Origin of the sequence: Vibrio sp. V01_P9A10T6 (genome assembly GCF_963877065.1) — a bacterium.
GTDB classification, from domain to species: domain Bacteria; phylum Pseudomonadota; class Gammaproteobacteria; order Enterobacterales; family Vibrionaceae; genus Vibrio; species Vibrio anguillarum.
This window is the reverse complement of record NZ_CAWNTB010000169.1, coordinates 1-22238: the sequence shown is the minus strand read 5'-3', so window position 1 is coordinate 22238 and position 22238 is coordinate 1. Positions and strand designations below refer to the sequence as shown.

Sequence of the window (22238 nt, the reverse complement as noted above, 5' to 3'; positions counted from 1 at the left end):
ATCTAAGATTCAGAGAATCTTCCAATGCTTGAATGCGTCGGGTAATGGTCGCAACGGGGATCATTGTTTTACGAGAAGTTGCGGTATAGCTTCCATTTTCGACAACCAGTCGAAAGAGGTTTAGGTCATCTAATTTCATTGTTCCTGACACATTATTTTTCGAATTTGAGTAATTTATACGTATATCATTTGTCAAATCTTGAGTCATATCAACTTGTTTGACGAAAGTAACATTCCGTACAATCCATACATAGCCCATATATATAGTATGCAACCGAGTTACAAAGTGGAACATTTGTATAAATCTTATTTTGCGACTACTTTATAAAGTAACCTATCAATTTATCCTATAACAATAAAATGACTGCTTTTTAAAAGCATTGTGAGGCAGGATTATGTATAAATCTCACATTCAGGCTAGTGAGTTCTTGGCGAAAAAACCTTCAGACAATCAGCACGTCGAGCAAAAACTGATCATGCTCGTTGATGATGACCCAATTTTTAGGCGAATAACCAGTGGTTATTTGTCGGCTCAAGGCTATAAAGTGCTTGAAGCTGAAAATGGCTTAGAGGGGTTGCGCAAGTTAAAAGATGCGGAGCCTGACCTTGTTGTGTGTGACTTAGCAATGCCAGTACTGAACGGCATTGAGTTTGTTGAAGAGGTGAGCCTTGAGTATCCCTCGCTGCCACTGATTGTGGTCTCTGCAACTGATGAAATGGCTGATGTTGCAAAAGTGCTGCGATTTGGTGTTAAGGATTTTCTTCCTAAACCGATTGGTAACCACCAGTATTTAAGCAGTGCAATAGAAAGTACGCTCGAAGATACGTTCAGTCGTTTATCTGATCAGCGCGATTTTTCGACGCAATGGTTCCGGGTCGATGATGGTGGTGATATTCCAGAAGAACAAGAGTTGCATTGGCATCTGGAGTATTTACGAGAAAACCCCAGTACCGCGAAAGATTTGCTGCACGCGTTATTACCAGAAAAGGATACTTCACAAGGCAGTTGGAAGTGTAGTTACCGTCTTTTACAATCGGCGGATGTGATGCCGCTGGTATTTGACTATGCGTGGTTGATGAACGGGCAGTTTGCCTTTTACTTGGTCGATTCAGATGCTCATTATGAAAATAGTGTGGCTTCAACATTGCTCGTTCGTGCTCTGTTTCACGATTATCTTCGCAACTTAAAAAGCTTCAGTGCCGATCTGAAAGACCTTGCCGACATACTGGAAAAAGGTATTGAATGCTCAGAGTGTGCTAATCCAATCAACGCAGTATTCGGTATTGCGGATTTAAGCGAAGGTACACTCTCTATCCTGCCAGCTGGGCTCGACAGTCAATGGTCAAATGGCTACTTAACTCAACATATTGCTGCGGGTGTTAGCCTTGGGCAGAACTGTTTAAAAAACTTTATCACTAAAGATTTACCGATCAACTCAACTTGTCAGCTATCAACTAATCGCTTAGGTTCGAGTAGTTTCAAACTCAATATTTACCAAGGTGGCAGCAGTTAATAACCTTATCTTTAGTCGGTGTTTGCGGTGATTTGTTTGAGGTATAGTTCGCGTCTAGAACAACAATCACCCAATTCGTTTACGTTACATTAACTTTGTTTATGGTGCCAAAACGAACGGAGTCATCCAACACTAGAGAAGTTATGATGGAAGAGCAGAATTTTAAAGAACCTTACAACATTTTTTATTTTTTAGGCTTTATTGCCGTACTTTCGATCCCTACATTGCCAGCAATACTGACTTGGATCCGTGTGTTTAATGGTTATTCAACTTTCTGAGTTGGATAGTACGTTGGGAGTTCACCATCAATATTCGTCATTTTCTTCTTACGGTGGCTGGTGGGCTCTGCCTTCTGTTAGGCGTGATAGGCATATTCTTACCGCTACTCCCCACAACCCCTTTCATACTCCTTGCTAGCGCTTGCTTCTTACGAAGTAGCCCTCGTTTTCATGCTTGGTTGCATCAACATCAGACGCTAGGCCCAATACTGGATAATTGGCAGCAACATGGCGCTGTTTCGCGGCAAGTGAAACAACGGGGATGTTTGTGGATTATTCTAAGCTTTATTTTTTCCATCTGGGTTGTCCCACACTTTTGGCTCAAAATTATGTTGTTTACTATGCTTGTGGTCCTGATCACTTGGTTTATTCGACTTCCCACTCATGAGCAGGTTGCTAACCAACAAGAAAATCACTAGCATTATGGGGAAGTGTGCCCATTCTTCGAATGGGCGTTTGTTTTTTCAGCGGCTAAGATATTGTGGCTTATCTATGTTGCTGAGAGCTCACGCTCTATCATTCTGATACGTAAATGTATCGTGAGAAATGAAGAGCCAATCTAAGTAAATGTAAGTTATGACAACCGAAACTATCTCTTTGATCAAATCGAGCATTCAAAGCATCCCTAACTACCCAAAACCTGGCATTTTGTTTCGTGATGTAACTAGCCTGCTAGAGGATGCAAAAGCCTATCAAGCAACCATTGCTTTATTAGTCGAAAAATATAAAGACATGGGCTTTACCAAAGTTGTGGGTACAGAAGCGCGTGGTTTCCTATTTGGCGCGCCATTGGCTTTAGAGCTTGGTTTGGGGTTTGTACCTGTACGTAAGCCGGGTAAGTTACCACGCGAAACGTTAGCTCAATCTTACGAATTGGAATACGGTACTGACACATTAGAAATTCACGTTGATGCGATCAAACAAGGTGATAAAGTGCTGGTGGTGGATGATCTACTGGCAACGGGTGGTACGATTGAAGCGACGACTAAATTGATCCGCCAGCTTGGTGGTGAAGTTGAGCACGCGGCTTTTGTCATCAACCTGCCTGAAATTGGCGGAGACAAACGTTTACAAGGTTTGGGCCTGAACGTTTATAGTATTTGTGAATTTGAAGGTCACTAAGCTAATCAACTGGACGTACTCATGAGTTATCTTGCCTTAGCGCGAAAATGGCGACCAACAAAATTTAATGAGGTGGTGGGACAAGCACATGTCTTAACTGCACTAGAAAATGCGTTGGCCCAAAATAGATTGCACCATGCGTATTTATTCAGCGGTACACGTGGTGTCGGCAAGACGACGATTGGTCGCTTGTTTGCCAAGGGGTTAAACTGTGAAACCGGTATTACGGCCACACCTTGTGGCCAATGTGATACTTGCCGAGAGATTGACCAAGGCCGTTTTGTTGATCTTTTAGAAATAGATGCAGCATCACGAACCAAAGTCGAAGATACGCGCGAATTACTTGATAACGTGCAGTACAAGCCTGCTCGCGGTCGCTTCAAGGTGTACTTAATCGATGAAGTTCACATGCTGTCGCGCCACAGTTTTAACGCTTTGCTTAAAACGTTGGAAGAGCCGCCTGAGTATGTGAAATTCTTGCTCGCTACGACAGATCCGCAAAAGCTGCCGGTTACGATTTTATCGCGCTGCTTACAGTTTCATCTTAAGCCGATCAGTGTTGAAAATATCCACGATCAGCTTGAGCATGTTTTAGCGGCAGAGCAGATCCTTTGTGAAGCGAGAGCATTGAGAATGATCGCTCATGCTGCCGATGGCAGTATGCGTGATGCACTTAGCTTAACTGATCAAGCGATAGCACTAGGTAATAACCAGGTGATGGCCGATGTAGTCGCCCCAATGCTTGGCACGCTAGACACAGATCAAGCACTCCATTTACTGCAAGCCATTAGCAGTAAACAGCCTCAAACGGCGATGGATAGCGTTGCACATTTAGCACAAAATGGTGTGGATTGGGATGGATTACTACAGCAACTCGCGGCGCAGTTACACCGTATTGCGATGTATCAAGCGTTGCCAGCAACACTGGACAAAACCCAACCTGACTCAGAGAAAGTGCAACTGCTTAGCAAAGCACTGAGCCCACAAGATGTGCAGCTCTATTATCAAATTGCTTTAAAAGGACGTGAAGATTTAGCACTCTCGCCAACCGCTCGAACGGGGCTGGAAATGATTGTGCTACGTATGATGGCGTTTCGTCCTGCTTCGGTATCGTTGGTGAATACGTTCAGCACTGAAGTGAGTTCAGATGTCGCAGTGCCAAGCCACGGCACTCCTTCACTACAACCCGCATCAGCGGCAACGCCTCTAACTGAACCTAAGCAAACGTCGGCGGCTCCCGTATCGGACAGTCAGGTTAATGAGCCACAAAGGCATGAGGATACTCAGCCTGATTATGGCATCGTTCAAGATTACGATAACCGCTATGCGGATATGAATGATGACATGTCCAGTGCAATGGAATATGCCCCAGAATCGTATGAGCCTGCACCAGTTCCTCAACCATCGGCACCTTCTTCAGCTCCACGTCCCTCACCGATTGCAGGGCTGCGACACCAGTTGCGTTCACAGCGCCAAGGGGTTGCTCAGCCAGCAAAAGGAGTGAATGAAACAAAGAGCAACGGGACAAAAAAGCCTAATGCGGCATCGACTAAATCTGAATCTGTGCTTGAGCGTGTTGCCTCGCATGGAAAATCAGCTCGAGTGTCGCCTTTGTCAACATCCGCTCCTGAAGCTGTCCCAACTTTGGACAACGAGCCTTATCAGTGGCGTCCAACGCTGCAACCTGTGGTGGTTGAACAACAAAAAACAGAGCTGACACCGACACAAATTAAGCAAGCGCTAGAACATATTAAAACGCCAGAGATGGCAGAAAAGTTACTTGCAGAATCGATAGAACAAGATGAATGGGCAGCTCTGATCCACCAGCTCGATATTGCCAAGTTAGTGGAACAATTAGCACTTAATTCTGTCTACCACAAATCGGGCTCATCAATTGAGCTAGTGCTGCGGCCAAGTCAGGCCCATCTTAATACCGATAAAGCACAAAGCGAGTTGTTAGAAGCGCTCAATGAGACATTAGCTGAAGAGTGCCACCTTAGCGTGACAATTGGTGAGCAAGGTGAGACTCCATTGGAGCTTAGAGAGCGTCTTTACCAACTCAAATTAGAGCAAGCATTGAACAGCTTGGAGGCCGACCCTCACGTAATGTTCTTCAAGCGACGTTTTGATGCGGAACTTGATCGCGACAGTGTGCGGCCGATTTAATCAATTAAGCGAGTGTGGGGTTGAATCTATATGTTATGACCCCACCTTATGTGAAACACTCAATTCAACCAGAGAGATAAACATGTTTGGTAAAGGCGGTATGGGCAACCTAATGAAGCAAGCCCAACAAATGCAAGAGCGCATGCAAAAGCTACAAGAAGAAATTGCGAATATGGAAGTGGTTGGTGAGTCTGGTGCTGGTCTGGTAAAAGTGACCATTACTGGTAGCCACAGCGTACGCCGTGTAGAGATTGATGAAAGCTTGATGGAAGACGACAAAGAGATGCTAGAAGATCTGATTGCCGCCGCTTTCAATGATGCTGCGCGCCGCGTGGAAGAGACTCAAAAAGAAAAAATGGCTTCTGTCACTGGCGGTATGCAATTACCACCAGGTATGAAGATGCCGTTTTAACGAACGACCTTTTTAACAAACAGAATAGGTTACTAATGCGTACCAGTCATATGCTGGAGCATTTGATGGAGGCCTTACGTTGTCTGCCTGGGGTGGGTCCCAAGTCAGCACAGCGTATGGCCTTTCATTTGTTACAGCGCGATAGAAAAGGCGGCTTACAGCTCGCCGATGCTTTAAGCCAAGCCATGACAGAAATTGGACATTGCAGTGAATGTCGAACTTTCACTGAAGAAGAAACTTGTCATATTTGTAGCAACCCTAAGCGGCAGGATAACGGCCAACTCTGTGTAGTCGAAAGCCCTGCTGATATTGCGGCAATTGAAGCTACAGGCCAATATTCTGGACGTTATTTTGTTCTGATGGGGCACTTATCACCTTTAGATGGTATCGGCCCGAGTGATATTGGTTTAGATACGCTGGATTACCGTTTGCAACGTGGTGGCATTGCCGAAGTCATTCTTGCCACTAACCCAACCGTTGAAGGGGAAGCGACCGCGCACTACATTGCGGAATTATGTCGCGCCCATCAAGTCTCTGCGAGTCGTATTGCTCATGGTGTGCCTGTTGGCGGTGAGCTTGAGCTTGTTGATGGTACGACGCTATCACACTCTTTGCTTGGCAGACAAAAGCTGTAGCACCTTTCGAATCATTGCCCTAGCTGCTGGGGCAATTTTGAGTGGCGCCATCAATTAAGGTAAACAAAGCAGTGCCATCAAGTGATTTTTTCGAGTTCGGTAATGTTGCTCAAAGCTTCTTGGTTCGTGTTGCCACAGACCATCGGGCAAGGCTTAAATTCGTGGCATACTTTTGGACGTTCAAGCTTACCAAATAACTTGCACAAATTAGCGTCATTAAGTTGAATGCAACGTACACCTGCTGGCTTTCCTTGCTCCATACCCGGGATGGAGGAAGAAATACTAGGGGCGATACAACACGCACCACAACCAAGTCTGCATTCCATAATTGAGTACCAGTAAAAAGAAAAGGGTGACGATCCTAGCAGATGTGACCGAAGTGTACAGCAATAGCTTCCTAAATTAACCAGCCGTTTTTATCCTTGAACTTTGGTTGGTGTGGAGGTATAACACGCACCCCATTCGTTAAGTAAGATAGAGACTCATGAGCACACCATTCTGGCAAAATAAGAAATTAGAACAAATGACGGAATCGGAGTGGGAGTCGCTTTGTGATGGATGCGGTAAGTGCTGCTTACACAAGTTAATGGATGAAGATAGTGATGAGGTCTATTACACCAATGTCGCTTGCAGTTGGTTAAACAGCGATACCTGCTCATGCAAGGATTATCCAAACCGTTTCAATTCTGGTGAGGAGTGCTTAAAACTGACGCGTGATAAAATTGATGAATTTAACTGGTTGCCGGATACGTGCGCCTATCGTGTACTGTCAGAAGGCAAAACATTGCCGCAATGGCATCCTTTGATTACCGGCTCCAAAGAGGCGATGCACGCCGCGCAAGAAAGTGTTCGCAACAAAGTCGTTTATGAGATTGATGTTATCGACTGGGAGGACCACATCATCAATCATCCAAACCGCAATTAATATCCAATAGAAATCTAAAAAATTAGAGAAGCAGTAACAAACCTCCTACTGTTGCCGCGGCGGAAAAATATTTCCCTGCGGAATAGGAGCTATCATCTTCTTCTGGTTTTTTATCTGGATGATCTAATCCCAAAGCACCATGAGCAAATGATTCCACTTTGCCAGTCACAGTTTTCTCTTTGTTTTCTAACTTACTCTCTTTGTCGAGTTGTTGCAGCGCTGCGAGCAAGGCTTTGCCTTCATCAGACAAAGTGACGGTATTCTGCTCCACTTTGAGCGGGGCAGAGGGGGGGGATGCCGCTGTAGAATTTGCTTGAGCTTTAACTTGCTGGAGTGAATGCAGTTGCGCTGAGCTTGTCCCTACCGGTGTCATACTTCTCTCCTATAAATGCCATCAGTTAATGTATCGACAGATTTATGAAAAACTTGTGCAAAAAATTCGCAATTTGTATGAGGTATGTACAAGCAAAAAACGCGCCTACTTTATATGAAAAGAATAAGCAGGCCCGTTATTCACCGCTAATTAGTCGCAAGTGAGATCTGTATTGCGATTCTTTATCTGTTGATAGGCTTGCATGCGATGCTCTGCTTGAACATAGGCGGTGGGAATTGGCAGTACAGTGAGTTGGAAATCAGGATACGACGTCTGGGTATCCTCTACGGGCGTGATGATGGTAATCTTTAAATCAGGATTTCGACGAAGGATAGAATGCGCCGTGCCTAAACCCTGCTCGGTGTGGAACTTGCCTGCGATGTGCATCACCTGAGCTGTCGGGTGGTTTTGTAAATAATCCACCATGCTTTCTGCCATCGTTTCATCCCAAGTGAGCTGAGCTGCGTACTGTTTTTCAGTTTGCTCTTTTGAACCGTGGTGCATTGATTCCATGAACTTCGCTTTGTAGGGAGAGGCTGAGGTGTCAATTTGGTGTGCAACCTGAGCCCGCTCTACTGGCGTTAATTTATCAAGGTATTTGATTCCCACTTTGCCGATACAACGTACGAAAGGTTTAGGCGCATTAGCGGCAATGACATTCAACTGCTGTGATTTTGCAAATTCAACCAGTGGGCGGTAGTCACTTTGGTAGTTTGGCCACGCTCTGGTCTGAGAAATAAGGTATTGTTCGCCGATTTCTCCTGCTAGATAGCGGTTCAGTATCTCTTGTTCATCGCGTGAAAATTGTTCCATAGACAAGGCTACATGGGTGTTTTCGCGGCTGAGTTGTGCCAATAGCTCGGTTTGGAAGCGATGAATGGCTGGGTGTGTATGCCACTCACCGACTAAAATGATATCGGCATTTTTTATCTCATTCGGCAGCGAATTGAGATTCAATGGTTTGCCGCTAGGGGTAGATAATTGGTAGTCATAAAAGTGAGCAATGGGCTTCGGCTGGTGCGAAGCACAGCCAAAAAGTGGTAATAGTAGAGCCAGAGAAGTAACTAAGCGCATGAGTGTCTCCATTTTGAATTTGGCATATTAATGGAGACACTGTGGATTTGCAATATAATGAGAATTATTATCAACTAACTTTGCGGTAAACGCTGATCATAAAATCGGCCTCACAATTAAATTGCTCAGCTTGCTTTAATTGCGCTCTTAGCTCATCACTGGCCCGCCATGCAAACGGCGTCATCTGTAATAAATCAAAAGCATCGTTACCGCTTAATGCCATGGTGTAGTGCAGTTTTTGTTGCTCTACTAATGTAAACCCAGCTATCTCTTCTGCGGTTTCATCATGCAGTTGAACATTAGGATAGATCCCTTCTTTTAACTGATAGAGGTGCCTTGCCGCGGGTGTAACGGTAATCACCACTCCTTGGTTTTGAATGCAGCGGTAAAGCTCTTGCGCTTTACAGGGTGCGTAAATTCGTAATATACCGGCTAGGGAAGCATCGTCAAAGGGCAAGCGGTGGCTGGAGGCAACGACAAAGTTGACCATAGGGTAGCGCTTTGCTGCATAACGGACGGCGATTTTAGAGATATCTAACCCATAGGTGACCGATTGTATCGAGTGTTGTGCAAGCGTTTGAGCGACAAATTGGGTGTAGTAACCTTCGCCGCAGCCGATGTCTAAAAACTGATAAGAAGAATCTTGCAGATACTTACTGCACAACTGAGCGACCGTCTGACGCATCAGATCGTAATGTCCACCTTCAAGAAAACGGCGACGAGCTTGCATCATCTCTTTATTATCACCCGGATCTTTTGAGCGTTTATGATGTGCAGGCATCAAATTGACGTAGCCCTCTTTGGCTATATCAAATTGATGATTATTTTCACATTTCAATATTTGCTGCTGTTGCAACAGAGGTTGCTGGCAAAGGGGGCACAGATACGCCATGAAGATCTCGCTTGAAAAACAAAGGTGCCAGTTTAGCGTCTGCGGCTAGAAATAAAAAGGACAGCGTGATTTCACTGTCCTCAGCATGAGTATGATGACGGAAAATTCGCCAAAAAAGCTTAGTTGGAAAAAACCGTCGTGACGAGCTGATGGCTTTCACCTGGTTGCAAGGTTTTTCCAGCGGATAAGCAAGGGGCATGCAGTGTAGATTCAACACACAGCATCGTTTGATAACCATCGTCAGGCATATCAGCCATTGATTGAGCGCCTTGAGCCCATGGGTTCCACAAGACGGCAGAGTTGTGTCCAGTATTTTCAACCACTAACGTGCGATTCAAAACAGGATCTTGGACCTGAATTTGTGCTTCAGGCGCGGTATAGACGCGATCAATCGTATCGGTGAGGATGAGTGTTGAACCACCTTGACACATTTTTGCATCTTGTAAGCTGTCTATATATTCAACGCCCATACCTGTAGTAGTGGTCTGGGTAATATTACCAACCTTGAGGTAGCTGTGCAGCGCTGCAGAAAACGTCCATGCTTTCTCATCCGTATTGGTCGTTTCTAAAGTGACTTTTAACTTGTCACCGATTTCAACATAAAGACGGGTTTTGAATTGAAATGGCCAAATAGCCAGTGTTTGGGGCGAATGGTCGAGCCCTAACACGATAATGACGCCCTGCTCGTTTTCTCTATGTTCAATCAATGCCCATTCACTGGTGCGTGCGAAACCATGGGCTGGTGCAGCAATACGGCCAAACCATGGCCAACAAACAGGGATCCCGCCTCTTAGAGCGGCTTTACCGTCAAAAATGGCCGTGTCACTCATCCAAATGAGCTCATCTTGTCCTTTAGGAGTGAATGAGATGACATGGCCGCCATGCAGTGTAATTCCGGCGGTCGCTTTGTCATGAATAACGCGAACAATTTTAACGCCCTCTTTCTCAACGATAGTGACGTTGTCAGAAAGATAAGTCAGGGTAGGGAGAGATTGCAGATCCATAAATTCGATACCTCATACCATTCCTACCGGATAAATAAGTGAGGAACGGCTCGGATTGTCTAACGCAGTCCCATTAATGAAAGGGACAGATACTAAAAAGGCGACACAATGGCCGCCTTTTTGTTCTCAACGAATTTCTTCGCTAAACACTACGATTATTTAGAAACGTGAGCGATTAGGTCTAGAACTTTGTTTGAGTAACCGATTTCGTTGTCGTACCAAGATACAACTTTAACGAATTTGTCAGTTAGTGCGATACCAGCTTTAGCATCGAATACAGATGTGTTGATCTCGCCGATGAAGTCTTGAGAAACAACTGCATCTTCAGTGTAACCTAGAACGCCAGCGAATTCGTTTTCAGAAGCGCGCTTCATTTCAGCACAGATTTCTGCGTAAGATGCTGGGTTTTGTAGGTTAACAGTTAGGTCAACTACAGAAACGTTCGCTGTAGGTACGCGGAAAGCCATACCAGTCAGTTTGCCGTTTAGTTCTGGGATTACAACGCCAACCGCTTTAGCTGCACCAGTTGAAGATGGGATGATGTTTTGAGAAGCACCACGACCACCACGCCAGTCTTTCGCAGAAGGACCATCTACAGTTTTTTGAGTCGCTGTAGTTGCGTGAACAGTAGTCATAAGACCAGACTCGATGCCCCACTTGTCGTTAAGAACTTTAGCGATAGGTGCTAGGCAGTTTGTAGTACAAGAAGCGTTAGAAACGATGTCTTGACCAGCGTAAGAAGCGTGGTTAACACCCATTACGAACATTGGAGTCGCGTCTTTTGAAGGACCAGTTAGAACAACTTTTTTCGCGCCAGCAGTGATGTGCTTACGAGCGGTTGCATCGTCTAGGAATAGACCTGTTGCTTCAGCAACCACGTCAACACCGATTGCATCCCATTTTAGATCTTCTGGGTTACGCTCAGCTGTTACACGTACAGTTTTGCCGTTTACAACTAGGTTGCCAGCTTCAACTTCAACAGTACCGTTGAAACGGCCATGAGTTGAGTCATACTTTAACATGTATGCCATATAATCTACGTCGATAAGGTCGTTAATACCTACAACTTCGATGTCGTTGCGCTCTTGCGCTGCACGGAATACGAAACGACCGATACGGCCAAAACCGTTAATACCTACTTTGATAGTCATTATAGTTGCTCCACAACTTAATTTCTGATTAAAGATAACTGGTAGTAAAATTACAGAATCCAGTAAATGTCTGCAACAGATAATCGGACTTAACTTGTTTAAAGTCAAAAAAAAGCGACGCTTTTTTTCACAATTAATCGTAAGTGATTAAATTTTAAACTTTATACCGCTTCTGTTTACTTTCAGTTGGCGTAAAATACTTTAGCCTTCTAAGGCAGTTAGAAATCACATACCTACCATTTCATGGTGAGAAAGTATGTGCTACAAAGAGTGGAGTATGCAAGTTTTTGGCATAAAAAGTACCAGTGCAATATTGAGAAGAAGGGAAGTTTTGTAAGTGAAATCGAAGATTGAGAATAATGTTAAGCCTGATGAATACTGGCGTGAAAGACTAACGGATGATGAGTTTTATGTTTGCCGTCAACGCGGTACAGAAGCCCCGTTTAGTGGCAAGTTATTACATAATCGTGACACAGGTGTGTACGCGTGTGCCTGTTGCAGCAGCCCGTTATTTGTCTCCAACAATAAGTATGATTCGGGGTGTGGTTGGCCAAGTTTTGATGCACCGATCAATGATACTGCAATCCGCTATCTTGAAGATTTAACGCATGGAATGATTCGAACTGAGATCCGTTGTGCGGTGTGTGATAGCCATCTAGGGCATGTTTTTCCTGATGGACCTCAAACAACAGGTGAACGATTTTGTGTCAATTCAGTGTCGTTAATTTTCAACAAAAAGTGAAAAAGCGGTGAACTTATCACCGCTCTTTGTTTTATGATTACATTTTGTTAGTTGGCAAAGTCGAGAGGAATGAGCTCTGGTTTAAACTGTCCATTTTTGATAGCGTCAACGATTTTTTCGGCGATATCGTCGAGTGCATCAAATTTTTCTTGATCAAACCCATACAGCAATTTGAGTTCTGTCTCTGAAGCAACTGGCACATTGAATGTTTTTCCTACCATCGCCCAAATGTAAGCTTTTTCTTTCTGTTTGAGAATTTGGTTGGTACTGGCAAGAGATTTGATAGCATCAAGGTTGATACTGCCTTTTGGGCTGAGTTCTAAGGTTCGATGGAGCAAATAGATTGCTTTTTCTCGATCCCGTTGAACATAAAAAGTAGCGAGAGCGTATTGCATTTCTGCTGTATCTAGCTCGGGTTTACCTTCACGTTGTAAGAATTTTCTTTGTGCACTTTTATCACCAATCTGACTCCAGAGAAAGTATAAGGTTTCCGCGGAGCTGGATGACTGAAGCTCTTTTTCAATCTGCTCTAAATCTTTCCCTGTATTGACGAGTGCTGAAAATCGACGTTGTTTCAGTTCCGTTTGATCAATCGCTTGAATTTGTGAAGCGAGCTCGAGACATTTTCGATAAGCTTGAACTAATCCGTATTCTTTAATCTTGTTGCTATCGCTTGGATTTTTAAGTACTTCAAATCGATGCCAGATGAGGTCCGTGCGTGGAACTCTACATTGCCCATCATTTATATTGAGCCTTTCACAGCGCAAATTAGGATTATCAGCACATAGCTTGTCGGTATCTCTGTTATTCTCAAAGCAGCCACTTATAAGAAGTGATAGGCTGAGAATCATGGGCACTTTTATCAAATTCATAATATTAGCTTGTGATCAAATACACTTATTTATTGGGCTTGTCTTGACTCAATATCATGGCAAGTTATGTTTGTGACGAATTCGTTAATTAAGGATAGACCATGGATGCCGATCAACTCATTAACGCCATCACCCCCGAAGCTTACAAGCGATTAATGCACGCTGTTGAAACGGGTAAGTGGCCCGAAGGTACACCACTTTCACAAACACAGCGAGATTCATGCATGCAAGCTGTGATGTTGTATCAATCTAAGCATAATGTAGAAGCGGACCATATGACAGTTGCCGCCGGTGGAGAAATCAGTTTTAAGTCAAAAAATGAGCTTAAAAAGCGCTTTCAAAACGGACAAGACGATATTGTTCGAGTCAATCCAAACCACGAATGAGTCTATTTGACTTGTACAGAATACAAAAATCCCCAATTCATTGAGTTGGGGATTTTGTTAATGAAGGGAAAATATATTGTGGGTGCTTAAAGCTATAAGCTCATTTCACCACGTAATACTTCCTGCATTTTCTGCTTCACTTCTTCATAAGAAAGATTCTGGCTCAGTAAATAGTGAAGCTTGGCTAAAGCGGCTTCGGGTGTCATGTCGTAGCCGCTGATCACGCCTGCTTCTGCAAGGGCACAGCCTGTCGCGTAACCACCCATGTTGACTTTACCTGCTAAGCATTGAGTTAAGTTCATGACGATGACGCCACGTTCTGAGGCTTCTTTTAAATGCGCTAATAGTTGCGCATTTTGAGGTGCATTTCCCACACCAAAAGTCAGCAAAATCATCGCGTTGACTGGCTGTAATAAGGTATTGCGGATCACTTCGTGAGAGATGCCAGGGTACATGGTAATCACACCGATCGGTTGTGGTGTAATGTTATGGACTCGGAAGGCTCCTTGCGGCTGTTCGCCAACTTTAACGTTACTGCTGATTTGAATATTGATCCCAGCTTCTAACAGCGGAGGAAGGTTCGGCGAGGTAAACGCATTAAAACCATCGGCGTGTGATTTGACACTGCGGTTACCCCGCATCAACTGATTATTGAAGAATAACGTCACTTCATTGATGGGGTAATTAGCGGCGATGTGCAACGCATTAAGTAAATTCGCTTGTCCGTCAGAGCGCAATTCGGCCAACGGAATTTGTGAGCCTGTCACAATGACGGGTTTACCCAAGTTTTCCAGCATGAAAGAGAGTGCCGATGCCGTGTAAGCCATGGTATCCGTACCATGTAAAATCACAAAGCCATCGTATTTATCATAATTATCTCGAATATCGTTGGCGATTTGTTGCCAATCTTCAGGTGTCATGTCCGAGGAGTCAATCAGAGGGTCATATTCATGAATGGTGAACTCAGGCATTTCAGGGCGCTGAAATTCAGGCATACTTGCGAGTTGTTTTTCCATGAAGCCCGCAATAGGGACATAACCATGGTCGGATTTTAGCATGCCGATAGTACCGCCAGTGTAGGCGATGTAGATATGTTTTCTTGCCATAGCTAGAAATCACTCGTGTAGGGGAACAGAGCGGGGGATTATAGCGTATTCACTTAATATAAAAAGGGGCGCTCAACACAAAGCGCCCCAATGGTTTTTAGTCATTACAGATTGATATTGCTACTGAACTTGGCAGTTTAGGCAGAACGCATATTGCCCTTTCGGATCATTAAAATGGTTGAGTAAGCTGGCATCTTGCACCCATTGTTTTGCTACAGGTTGCAGCGACGCTGGCACTAGTGTTGATACATCAAAACCGAAGCGAACTTGCACTTGATTCATGATGTCTTGCAAGAATTGCTCAGCGGGTGAAAGGGGTTCTTCTACCCAATAAATATTGTAGGTCTCTAATTTTGCCAGTTGTGCTGCGAGCTTAATGGCATCATCAAAGTCACCCATTTGGTCGACTAAACCATGATCCATCGCATCCTGTCCTGTCCATACGCGGCCTTGCGCGACCTGATCGACTTGTTCCAGTGAAAGGTCACGGTTCTCTCCCACCAAACTGATGAAACGCTGGTAACCATGGTTAATGCCCAGTTGCAGTGCGTCGGCCACGCCTTTTGTTAGCCCTGTGGTGACACCGACACCAGAAAAAGGTGAGGTTCCTACGCCATCGGTATAAACCCCTAATTTATTGAGTCCTTTTTCGAATGTGGTGATGACACTAAAAATACCAATTGAACCGGTTAACGTGGTTGGCTGCGCGATAATTTTATCCGCACTCATTGAAATCCAATAACCGCCAGACGCTGCAAGGCTCGACATTGAGACGACAACCGGCTTGCCTGCGTCTTTTAACGCTTGAATTTCATTACGAATAACTTCGGAGGCAAAGGCGCTGCCTCCTGGGCTGTCCACACGCAATACGACGGCTTTGACTTTATCATCGTTACGCGCTTGGCGAAGTAATGCGGCGGTGGTATCACCACCGACTGTGCCTCGTGGGTGATCTCCATCCATGATGGTACCACTAGCCACGATTACGGCTACATCGTCCATATCAGCGTTAAACTGTGGCCTGATGGTGGCTTGATATTCGTAGTAACCTACGGCGTTGTAGCTATCTTCTCCATTGCTGCCAAATGTTTCGGCGAGCGATAGGCGCATTTGTTGGCGAGTGGCCAATTCATCCACTAACCCTAATTTTAATGATAAAGCGGCGAGATCTCCCTCGGTCGCTTTTAATTGGGTCAGAAATTCATCCATTGATGGGTTTAACGTTTTCCCGTCAATCTTACGGTTGGTCGCTACGTCATCGACGTACGCTCCCCATAATTGTATTAACCAGCGAGAGGCGGACTCTTTTGCCGCGTCGGACATATCGTCACGAATAAATGGCTCAATGGCTGATTTATAAGTACCGACACGGAAAACGTGCGTATTAACGTCCAGCTTTTCCAGCAAAGTTTTGTAGTACATTGAATAGGCACTGTAGCCTTTCAGCATCACTGCGCCATCCGGTGCCAAATAGACTTTATCGGCGTAGCTTGCCAAATAATATTGGCTTTGATTATAGAAATCTCCCACCGCGTAGATGGGTTTGCCCGTGGCTTTAAATTCGTTCAACGCTTTAGCAATGTAACGTAGCTTAGTGAGGTTGGTTTCAGGCATTTCTCCGAGAGCGAGCACAATGCCTGTGATTTTCGCATCGTCTTTCGCATGGCGAATGGTTTCTACCACATCAAATAATACATTTTCTTTGGGTAAGTCTTTGCCAAAAAATGAACCAGTCATTGAATCCATCGGATTGATGTAGGAACTCTGTTCAACAATCGGTCCCGATAAGTTCATCACTAATGCGGACTCTTTTTCTATGGTAGGCAGGGGAGAATCGGTATGCACATACAAGAAATAAATCAGTGCAATACTGAGCAAAAAGAACAGGTTGGTTAGGGCTAAACGAATAAAGGTGATGATTTTCCAAAAACCTTTAAATATCAAACCGATAAATCGAAATAGTGATTTCATTGTTTCTCCACTGCGGCTATTCGCAAGCGTGTTTAAATGAATCAAGGGATTAACCTTGAGATATTAATGGCTTACATCCTACGTGATCTAGTATACCCAAACAACCGCAAGATTGATCGGTGTTACAAAAATGTAAACACTTGTTTGATTTTTTTTGTGGGCAATAATATTCTGGTCAGACCATAACGCATAATTATAAAAGTGAAGTCGCCATGTACCCACATCTGTTAGAGCCTTTGGATTTAGGATTTACTCAGTTACGCAACCGTGTCTTGATGGGATCAATGCACACGGGATTAGAAGAGCACAAGGAAGGGCTCCATAAGTTGGCCGCTTTTTATGAAGAGCGTGCAAAAGGTGGGGTTGGGCTGATTGTGACGGGTGGGTTTTCGCCTAATCTGCGCGGTCGACTTCACCCCTTCAGTGCCGAATTTAGCAAGGTAAAACATGCGCGTGCACACCAAGTGGTGACCGAGGCTGTGCATCGCCAAGGTGGAAAGATCGCCTTGCAACTTCTGCACGCAGGCCGATACGCAATGCACCCTTTTGCTCAAAGTGCTTCGGCGATTAAAGCGCCTATTGCGCGTTTTGCGCCGAGTGAAATGAGTGCTCGTCAGATCAAAAAAACCATTGATGCCTTTGCCAGTAGCGCTGAATTAGCTCACCTTGCAGGATACGATGGTGTGGAAGTGATGGGCTCGGAAGGGTATTTGATCAACCAATTTATCTGTAAACGCACTAACATGCGTTACGACGATTGGGGCGGTAGTTACGAAAATCGTATCCGTTTACCCATTGAGATAGTGAAAGCGATTCGCGCAGTGGTTGGTAAGGAGTTCATCATCATTTTCCGTCTTTCAATGCTGGATTTAGTCGAAGAGGGCAGCACTTTTGAAGAGGTTTTAATGCTCGCTAAGGCACTTGAACAAGCTGGCGTGACCATTATCAATACGGGCATCGGTTGGCATGAAGCGCGCGTTCCAACGATAGCGACTCAAGTACCACGTGCTGCTTTTACTTGGGTAACGGAAAAAATCCGCCCGCATCTCTCTGTACCCGTTGTGACCTGTAATCGTATCAACACTCCAGAAGAAGCAGAAAAAATATTAGCAACGGGTCAAGCGGATATGGTGTCGATGGCGCGTCCGTTTCTTGCCGATCCAGAATTTGTTGCCAAAGCCGAGCAAGGAAAAGCCGCGCTGATCAATACGTGTATCGGCTGTAACCAAGCCTGTTTAGATAACGTATTTAAAGGCAAACGGGCCAGTTGCCTCGTCAACCCGCGGGCCTGCTATGAAACGGAAATGGTTATTCGCCCTGCGGCTCAGCCGAAAAAAATGGCGGTGATTGGCGCAGGTCCGGCGGGGCTTGCTTGCGCGACTACCTTGGCTGAGCGTGGGCATCATGTTGATCTGTTTGAAAAAAATGATCGCATTGGTGGCCAGTTCCGTTTGGCGATGCAAATTCCCGGCAAAGAAGAGTTTAGAGAAACCATTCGCTACTTTGCAAATCGTATTGATCAAACCGGTGTGCATCTGCATTTAGATACTGACGTCAATTTTGAGATGCTCGAACCGTACGATGAAGTGGTGATGGCGTCGGGTGTCGAGCCGAGAAAAGTAAAAATTGATGGTATTGATAACCTAGAAAAGGTGGTGGATTACCAAACGCTGATCCGTGAAAAAACACCCGTTGGCGAAAAAGTCGCGATTGTTGGTGCTGGCGGAATTGGTGTCGACGTCGCCACTATGTTGACTGAGCCGACAGAGCATACGCTTGATGATTGGCTGCATGATTGGGGCATCGATAAAGAGATTGCTTATCCCGGAGGTTTGTACCCATTTCCCGATTGTATGAGTGAGAAAACGGTATGGCTATTGCAGCGTCGCAAAGGACGAGTAGGTAAAGGCCCCGGTAAGACCACAGGTTGGATCCATAAACGCACCTTAGAAAAGCGTGGAGTGAATCTACTGGGTGGTGTCGGTTATGAAAAAATTGCCGCTGACGGTTTACATATCACGCTTGACGGTAATCCTTTGCTGTTAGACGCCGATAAAATTGTGATTTGTGCCGGGCAAGAATCGGTACGTCCTTTTGAAGATAAATGGGCATCATTGGGTGAGAAGATGCATGTGATTGGTGGTGCCGATTATGCTGGTGAGCTTGATGCTGTGCGTGCGATTCGTCAGGGGGTAGAGCTGGCGATCAAGTTATAATCTGTGGTCCAAGCTAGGCGGTGGTGTTATCACTTGCAGTGATCAGCCAGCAATCGTAAAACAACAAAAGGCGCAAATCGCGCCTTTTGTCTTTGCTACGTCCGTGAAGAACAGTCTTCGCTTTGCTATAAAATGACCGTTTTGTTGCCATAAACAAAAACGTGATCGTTGATAACTTTGTTCAAGGCTTTACTCAGCACATTTTTCTCAACATCCCGTCCAGCTTGCGCCATGTTTTGCGCGCTGAATGTGTGATCAACCGGGATCACATCTTGCTTAATAATCGGGCCTTCATCTAAATCATTAGTGACAAAGTGCGCCGTCGCACCAATGATTTTCACACCGCGCTCGTACGCTTGCTGGTAAGGTTTTGCACCAATGAAGGCCGGTAAAAAACTGTGATGAATATTAATGATTTTGTGATGGTACTTATCGACAAAACCAGGAGTGAGTACCCGCATGTATTTGGCGAGGACCAAATAGTCGGCTTGGTATTGGTCCAGTACTGCCAACAATTTCTGCTCATGTTCCTCGCGGTTTAGTCCTTCGTGAGAAACATGGTGATAGGGGATATCAAACTTTTCGGTCAGATTTTGCAGCGTATCGTAATTGCCAATCACTGCAGCAATATCGACATTCAAGCTGCCATCATAATTCTTAATCAAAATATCGCCCAAGCAGTGTGCTTCTTTAGTCACCAAAATAACGATGCGTTTGCGCGAAGAATCAATCAATTTACGCTTTGCGTGTGCAGGCAAGGCTTGGTCAAGGTCGGCTAGAAGGGTGGTGTCGTTAAAGTAGCCTTCCAATTCAGTACGCATAAAAAAGTGACCACTAATGTTATCAACATACTCATTGTTATGAATAATATTGAGTTGATGTTTATAACAAATGTTCGTGATTTTAGAGATAAGTCCGGGCGCATCACTACAATGAGTGAGCAGTGTTTTTCTTTCCATTATTAATTACTTCCGTGCATGATTTTTTTCGTTCTAAAAACTAATTCGTGAGCGTGTGAACGGTGAGGCGCCCCGCAATATAAGGGCTATAATTAATCTATTATTAAGTTGGTTTCAATATATAAACGGGTTCACCGTTAGGCTTTTACTAATTTTCTTCCTCACAGAGTGTCTTAAGGCGGTATTTATGGATAGAGAACTCCTCGCACGAAAGCTGTATATGGAAAGAGTGAGTGCATTGATGGGAGACCATCAAATTGACGAAATCATTTTGGAAGACATGTGGGAGAACCGAGCGTCACCCGCCGAGGCGGCAAAAGCAATGACCCAAACGGAGAGTGGGTACGAAGGACCAGCTTGGTTATCTCGTTACCTCAATCGCAAATAGAACACACCTAACTGGCGCGGGTTGCACTTGGATTCGCGCCAGCTCATCAAACCTGACATAATGCCCCGCAACGAACACTTACCCCCACTTTTTGATGATTGCAAAAACCTTCTCTTCACAAGGCGCATTAGGTAAAGCCATTGCCGGTTTTCAAGCTCGACAAGCGCAAATTGACATGGCTGAAGCGGTCGCTAAGGCGATTTCCCAACAATCGCAATTAGTGGTTGAAGCAGGGACTGGTACAGGCAAAACCTTTGCGTATCTGGTGCCTGCGCTGCTCAGTGGTAAAAAAGTCATTATCAGTACGGGTTCTAAAAACCTACAAGAGCAGCTTTTTCATCGTGATTTACCCTTGATGATTGATGCGCTCGGTTTCTATGGCAATGTTGCGCTATTAAAAGGCCGAGCAAACTATCTGTGCCTTGATAGGCTAAGCCGCCAAATGGTGGAAAGCCACACCAACCAATCTGATCCACAGCTATTGACTCAATTAGTGAAAGTGCGTCGTTGGTCATCGGAAAGCAAAAGTGGTGATTTAGGCGAATGTGAAGAGTTGCCTGAAGACAGTGCAGTCATTCCAACCATCACCTCAACCAACGACAATTGCCTTGGCAAAGAGTGCCCAAGTTACGTCGACTGTTTTGTCTCTAAAGCGCGCAAAAAGGCGATGGATGCCGACGTTGTCGTGGTCAACCATCACCTTTTTCTAGCCGATCTGGCGATCAAAGAAACCGGGTTTGGTGAGTTGATCCCCGAAGCCGAGGTCTTTATCTTCGACGAAGCGCATCAGTTACCGGATATCGCCAGCCAATATTTTGGTCAATCAGTCTCCAGTCGCCAAGTTCAAGAGCTGGCGAAAGATATTGAAATCGGCTATCGCACTGAAGCAAAAGATATGCGCCAATTGCAGAAAGTGGGCGATAAACTGGTGCAATCAGCGATGGATTTACGCATTGTGTTGGGTGAACCCAGTTTTCGAGGCAACTGGCGTGAGGCGTTAGCTTCACCATCGATTTCACGAGAATTAGCGCGTTTGCGAGACAGCTTAGATTTTGCTATCGATGTGTTAAAACTCGCGTTAGGTCGCAGCCAGTTATTGGATACCGCATTTGAGCGCGCCAACTTAATTAAAGGACGAATTGATCGAGTGTGTGATGTCTCTATTACCGGTTATTCCTATTGGTATGACACCACGCCGCGTCATTTTAGTTTACACATCACCCCACTTTCGGTGGCCGATAAATTTCACGAACAGGTGCAACAAAAGCAGGGCGCATGGATTTTCACCTCCGCTACTTTGGCCGTAAACGACGATTTTAGCCATTTCACTCAGCGCTTAGGATTAAAGCCCCAAGCTCAGTTTTCATTACCAAGCCCGTTTGACTATCAGCAGCAGGCGCGGCTGTGTGTGCCACGCTATTTACCTGAACCCAATAGCCCAGGCCTTGCCGATAAATTGGTGCGTATTTTGTCGCCAGTGATTGAGCAAAACCAAGGCCGCTGCTTCTTTTTGTGTACTTCCCACAGCATGATGCGCGAGTTAGGTGAACGTTTTCGAGAAGTGTTAACCGTGCCAGTGCTGATGCAAGGGGAGACGAGTAAACAAAAAACGTTGGCCGAATTTATGGAATTAGGTAATGCCTTATTGGTCGCGACAGGGGCATTTTGGGAAGGGATAGATGTTAGAGGTGACGCATTAAGCTGTGTTATTATCGACAAACTTCCATTTACCGCACCGGATGATCCGTTGTTGAAAGCGCGAATTGAAGATTGCCGAATGCGCGGTGGAGATCCATTTGCGCAAGTACAACTACCCGATGCCGTCATCACCTTGAAACAAGGGGTCGGGCGTTTGATCCGCGATAAACATGACAAAGGTGTACTGATCATTTGTGATAACCGTTTAGTCACCCGTGACTACGGTGGGCTATTTCTTGCCAGTTTACCGCCCATTCCACGTACGCGGGATTTGGACAAAGTAAAAGATTTCTTAAGTCAAATTTCAGTCACGACACCCGTAACTATTAACAACAATTAGAGACAGTAATGAGC

At 45.0% G+C, this 22238-nt stretch carries 23 protein-coding genes; 12 read left to right on the top strand and 11 right to left on the bottom strand.

Annotation, left to right across the window (positions count from 1 at the left end; genetic code table 11):
- A partial coding sequence (locus AACQ21_RS12305; RefSeq protein ID WP_258174240.1) for a LysR family transcriptional regulator occupies positions 1 to 208 on the bottom strand: 208 nt, incomplete at its 3' end.
- A 187-nt stretch (positions 209 to 395) separates the two neighbouring features.
- Between AACQ21_RS12305 and AACQ21_RS12300 the strand changes: the two genes are divergently transcribed.
- The 6 genes from AACQ21_RS12300 (at position 396) to recR (ending at position 6127) form a co-directional block, all read left to right on the top strand.
- A complete protein-coding gene (locus tag AACQ21_RS12300) occupies positions 396 to 1514 on the top strand; it encodes a response regulator (RefSeq protein WP_017044561.1) in 1119 nt (372 codons plus the stop codon).
- Positions 1515 to 1845: 331 nt separating this feature from the next.
- Positions 1846 to 2211, top strand: coding sequence for a YbaN family protein (locus AACQ21_RS12295; RefSeq protein WP_017044101.1), 366 nt, complete (start codon positions 1846 to 1848; stop codon positions 2209 to 2211).
- Positions 2212 to 2368: 157 nt separating this feature from the next.
- Positions 2369 to 2914, top strand: a complete 546-nt coding sequence (gene apt, locus AACQ21_RS12290) for an adenine phosphoribosyltransferase (RefSeq protein ID WP_013857239.1) — start codon at positions 2369 to 2371, stop codon at positions 2912 to 2914.
- Between the two features lie 21 nt (positions 2915 to 2935).
- Complete coding sequence (dnaX, locus tag AACQ21_RS12285) at positions 2936 to 5080, top strand: DNA polymerase III subunit gamma/tau (protein WP_105977453.1); 2145 nt, start codon at positions 2936 to 2938, stop codon at positions 5078 to 5080.
- 82 nt (positions 5081 to 5162) lie between these two features.
- Entirely contained in the window at positions 5163 to 5492 is a 330-nt protein-coding gene (locus tag AACQ21_RS12280; protein ID WP_013857237.1) for a YbaB/EbfC family nucleoid-associated protein, read from the top strand.
- 35 nt (positions 5493 to 5527) lie between these two features.
- Positions 5528 to 6127, top strand: coding sequence for a recombination mediator RecR (gene recR / locus AACQ21_RS12275; protein ID WP_013857236.1), 600 nt, complete (start codon positions 5528 to 5530; stop codon positions 6125 to 6127).
- Positions 6128 to 6204: 77 nt separating this feature from the next.
- Here the strand turns inward: recR and AACQ21_RS12270 are convergent, their stop codons facing one another.
- Positions 6205 to 6453, bottom strand: coding sequence for a YkgJ family cysteine cluster protein (locus AACQ21_RS12270; protein ID WP_105977452.1), 249 nt, complete (start codon positions 6451 to 6453; stop codon positions 6205 to 6207).
- Between the two features lie 158 nt (positions 6454 to 6611).
- On the opposite strand from AACQ21_RS12270, the gene AACQ21_RS12265 reads away from it, so the two are divergent.
- On the top strand, positions 6612 to 7052 hold the full coding sequence (locus AACQ21_RS12265; protein WP_010317229.1) for a YcgN family cysteine cluster protein: 441 nt from the start codon (positions 6612 to 6614) through the stop codon (positions 7050 to 7052).
- 22 nt (positions 7053 to 7074) lie between these two features.
- Here AACQ21_RS12265 and AACQ21_RS12260 read toward each other — a convergent pair whose 3' ends face one another.
- The 5 genes from AACQ21_RS12260 to gap form a co-directional block, all read right to left on the bottom strand.
- Entirely contained in the window at positions 7075 to 7425 is a 351-nt protein-coding gene (locus AACQ21_RS12260; protein ID WP_017044563.1) for a hypothetical protein, read from the bottom strand.
- A 150-nt stretch (positions 7426 to 7575) separates the two neighbouring features.
- Complete coding sequence (locus AACQ21_RS12255) at positions 7576 to 8511, bottom strand: ChaN family lipoprotein (RefSeq protein ID WP_105977451.1); 936 nt, start codon at positions 8509 to 8511, stop codon at positions 7576 to 7578.
- 58 nt (positions 8512 to 8569) lie between these two features.
- Positions 8570 to 9391, bottom strand: coding sequence for a 23S rRNA (guanine(745)-N(1))-methyltransferase (rlmA, locus tag AACQ21_RS12250; protein WP_017050211.1), 822 nt, complete (start codon positions 9389 to 9391; stop codon positions 8570 to 8572).
- Between the two features lie 119 nt (positions 9392 to 9510).
- Entirely contained in the window at positions 9511 to 10395 is an 885-nt protein-coding gene (locus AACQ21_RS12245) for a D-hexose-6-phosphate mutarotase (RefSeq protein WP_094145647.1), read from the bottom strand.
- 155 nt (positions 10396 to 10550) lie between these two features.
- Entirely contained in the window at positions 10551 to 11546 is a 996-nt protein-coding gene (gene gap, locus AACQ21_RS12240) for a type I glyceraldehyde-3-phosphate dehydrogenase (RefSeq protein ID WP_010317219.1), read from the bottom strand.
- A 337-nt stretch (positions 11547 to 11883) separates the two neighbouring features.
- Here gap and msrB point away from each other — a divergent pair, with 337 nt between their 5' ends.
- On the top strand, positions 11884 to 12288 hold the full coding sequence (gene msrB / locus AACQ21_RS12235) for a peptide-methionine (R)-S-oxide reductase MsrB (protein WP_105977450.1): 405 nt from the start codon (positions 11884 to 11886) through the stop codon (positions 12286 to 12288).
- A gap of 47 nt (positions 12289 to 12335) precedes the next feature.
- Here the strand turns inward: msrB and AACQ21_RS12230 are convergent, their stop codons facing one another.
- Entirely contained in the window at positions 12336 to 13160 is an 825-nt protein-coding gene (locus AACQ21_RS12230) for a DUF2989 domain-containing protein (protein WP_013857227.1), read from the bottom strand.
- A 101-nt stretch (positions 13161 to 13261) separates the two neighbouring features.
- On the opposite strand from AACQ21_RS12230, the gene AACQ21_RS12225 reads away from it, so the two are divergent.
- Positions 13262 to 13546, top strand: coding sequence for a YeaC family protein (locus tag AACQ21_RS12225; protein ID WP_013857226.1), 285 nt, complete (start codon positions 13262 to 13264; stop codon positions 13544 to 13546).
- A 92-nt stretch (positions 13547 to 13638) separates the two neighbouring features.
- Here AACQ21_RS12225 and ansA read toward each other — a convergent pair whose 3' ends face one another.
- Positions 13639 to 14652: an asparaginase gene (gene ansA, locus AACQ21_RS12220; protein ID WP_017044568.1), complete on the bottom strand. Its 1014-nt coding sequence runs from the start codon at positions 14650 to 14652 to the stop codon at positions 13639 to 13641.
- 120 nt (positions 14653 to 14772) lie between these two features.
- On the bottom strand, positions 14773 to 16623 hold the full coding sequence (gene sppA, locus AACQ21_RS12215) for a signal peptide peptidase SppA (RefSeq protein WP_105977449.1): 1851 nt from the start codon (positions 16621 to 16623) through the stop codon (positions 14773 to 14775).
- A 212-nt stretch (positions 16624 to 16835) separates the two neighbouring features.
- On the opposite strand from sppA, the gene AACQ21_RS12210 reads away from it, so the two are divergent.
- The gene (locus tag AACQ21_RS12210; RefSeq protein ID WP_094123426.1) at positions 16836 to 18839 is read left to right on the top strand and encodes an NADPH-dependent 2,4-dienoyl-CoA reductase; all 2004 of its coding nucleotides are present in this window, start codon (positions 16836 to 16838) and stop codon (positions 18837 to 18839) included.
- Between the two features lie 125 nt (positions 18840 to 18964).
- Here AACQ21_RS12210 and purU read toward each other — a convergent pair whose 3' ends face one another.
- Positions 18965 to 19798 (bottom strand): formyltetrahydrofolate deformylase, encoded by an 834-nt coding sequence (gene purU / locus AACQ21_RS12205; protein ID WP_105977448.1) that lies wholly within the window; start codon positions 19796 to 19798, stop codon positions 18965 to 18967.
- A 187-nt stretch (positions 19799 to 19985) separates the two neighbouring features.
- Between purU and AACQ21_RS12200 the strand changes: the two genes are divergently transcribed.
- Both AACQ21_RS12200 and AACQ21_RS12195 read left to right on the top strand, forming a co-directional pair.
- The gene (locus AACQ21_RS12200) at positions 19986 to 20186 is read left to right on the top strand and encodes a hypothetical protein (RefSeq protein ID WP_105977447.1); all 201 of its coding nucleotides are present in this window, start codon (positions 19986 to 19988) and stop codon (positions 20184 to 20186) included.
- Between the two features lie 94 nt (positions 20187 to 20280).
- Positions 20281 to 22224, top strand: a complete 1944-nt coding sequence (locus AACQ21_RS12195) for an ATP-dependent DNA helicase (RefSeq protein ID WP_105977446.1) — start codon at positions 20281 to 20283, stop codon at positions 22222 to 22224.
- Positions 22225 to 22238 lie beyond the last annotated feature (14 nt).

What these genes read in the sequence shown, in the direction of transcription:
- AACQ21_RS12300 (WP_017044561.1), top strand. Translation starts at nt 396, where the DNA reads ATGTATAAATCTCACATTCAGGCTAGTGAGTTCTTGGCGAAAAAACCT.
- apt (WP_013857239.1), top strand. Translation starts at nt 2,369, where the DNA reads ATGACAACCGAAACTATCTCTTTGATCAAATCGAGCATTCAAAGCATC.
- dnaX (WP_105977453.1), top strand. Translation starts at nt 2,936, where the DNA reads ATGAGTTATCTTGCCTTAGCGCGAAAATGGCGACCAACAAAATTTAAT.
- AACQ21_RS12280 (WP_013857237.1), top strand. Translation starts at nt 5,163, where the DNA reads ATGTTTGGTAAAGGCGGTATGGGCAACCTAATGAAGCAAGCCCAACAA.
- recR (WP_013857236.1), top strand. Translation starts at nt 5,528, where the DNA reads ATGCGTACCAGTCATATGCTGGAGCATTTGATGGAGGCCTTACGTTGT.
- AACQ21_RS12270 (WP_105977452.1), bottom strand. Translation starts at nt 6,453, where the DNA reads ATGGAATGCAGACTTGGTTGTGGTGCGTGTTGTATCGCCCCTAGTATT.
- AACQ21_RS12265 (WP_010317229.1), top strand. Translation starts at nt 6,612, where the DNA reads ATGAGCACACCATTCTGGCAAAATAAGAAATTAGAACAAATGACGGAA.
- AACQ21_RS12260 (WP_017044563.1), bottom strand. Translation starts at nt 7,425, where the DNA reads ATGACACCGGTAGGGACAAGCTCAGCGCAACTGCATTCACTCCAGCAA.
- AACQ21_RS12255 (WP_105977451.1), bottom strand. Translation starts at nt 8,511, where the DNA reads ATGGAGACACTCATGCGCTTAGTTACTTCTCTGGCTCTACTATTACCA.
- rlmA (WP_017050211.1), bottom strand. Translation starts at nt 9,391, where the DNA reads ATGGCGTATCTGTGCCCCCTTTGCCAGCAACCTCTGTTGCAACAGCAG.
- AACQ21_RS12245 (WP_094145647.1), bottom strand. Translation starts at nt 10,395, where the DNA reads ATGGATCTGCAATCTCTCCCTACCCTGACTTATCTTTCTGACAACGTC.
- gap (WP_010317219.1), bottom strand. Translation starts at nt 11,546, where the DNA reads ATGACTATCAAAGTAGGTATTAACGGTTTTGGCCGTATCGGTCGTTTC.
- AACQ21_RS12230 (WP_013857227.1), bottom strand. Translation starts at nt 13,160, where the DNA reads ATGAATTTGATAAAAGTGCCCATGATTCTCAGCCTATCACTTCTTATA.
- AACQ21_RS12225 (WP_013857226.1), top strand. Translation starts at nt 13,262, where the DNA reads ATGGATGCCGATCAACTCATTAACGCCATCACCCCCGAAGCTTACAAG.
- ansA (WP_017044568.1), bottom strand. Translation starts at nt 14,652, where the DNA reads ATGGCAAGAAAACATATCTACATCGCCTACACTGGCGGTACTATCGGC.
- sppA (WP_105977449.1), bottom strand. Translation starts at nt 16,623, where the DNA reads ATGAAATCACTATTTCGATTTATCGGTTTGATATTTAAAGGTTTTTGG.
- AACQ21_RS12210 (WP_094123426.1), top strand. Translation starts at nt 16,836, where the DNA reads ATGTACCCACATCTGTTAGAGCCTTTGGATTTAGGATTTACTCAGTTA.
- purU (WP_105977448.1), bottom strand. Translation starts at nt 19,798, where the DNA reads ATGGAAAGAAAAACACTGCTCACTCATTGTAGTGATGCGCCCGGACTT.
- AACQ21_RS12200 (WP_105977447.1), top strand. Translation starts at nt 19,986, where the DNA reads ATGGATAGAGAACTCCTCGCACGAAAGCTGTATATGGAAAGAGTGAGT.
- AACQ21_RS12195 (WP_105977446.1), top strand. Translation starts at nt 20,281, where the DNA reads ATGATTGCAAAAACCTTCTCTTCACAAGGCGCATTAGGTAAAGCCATT.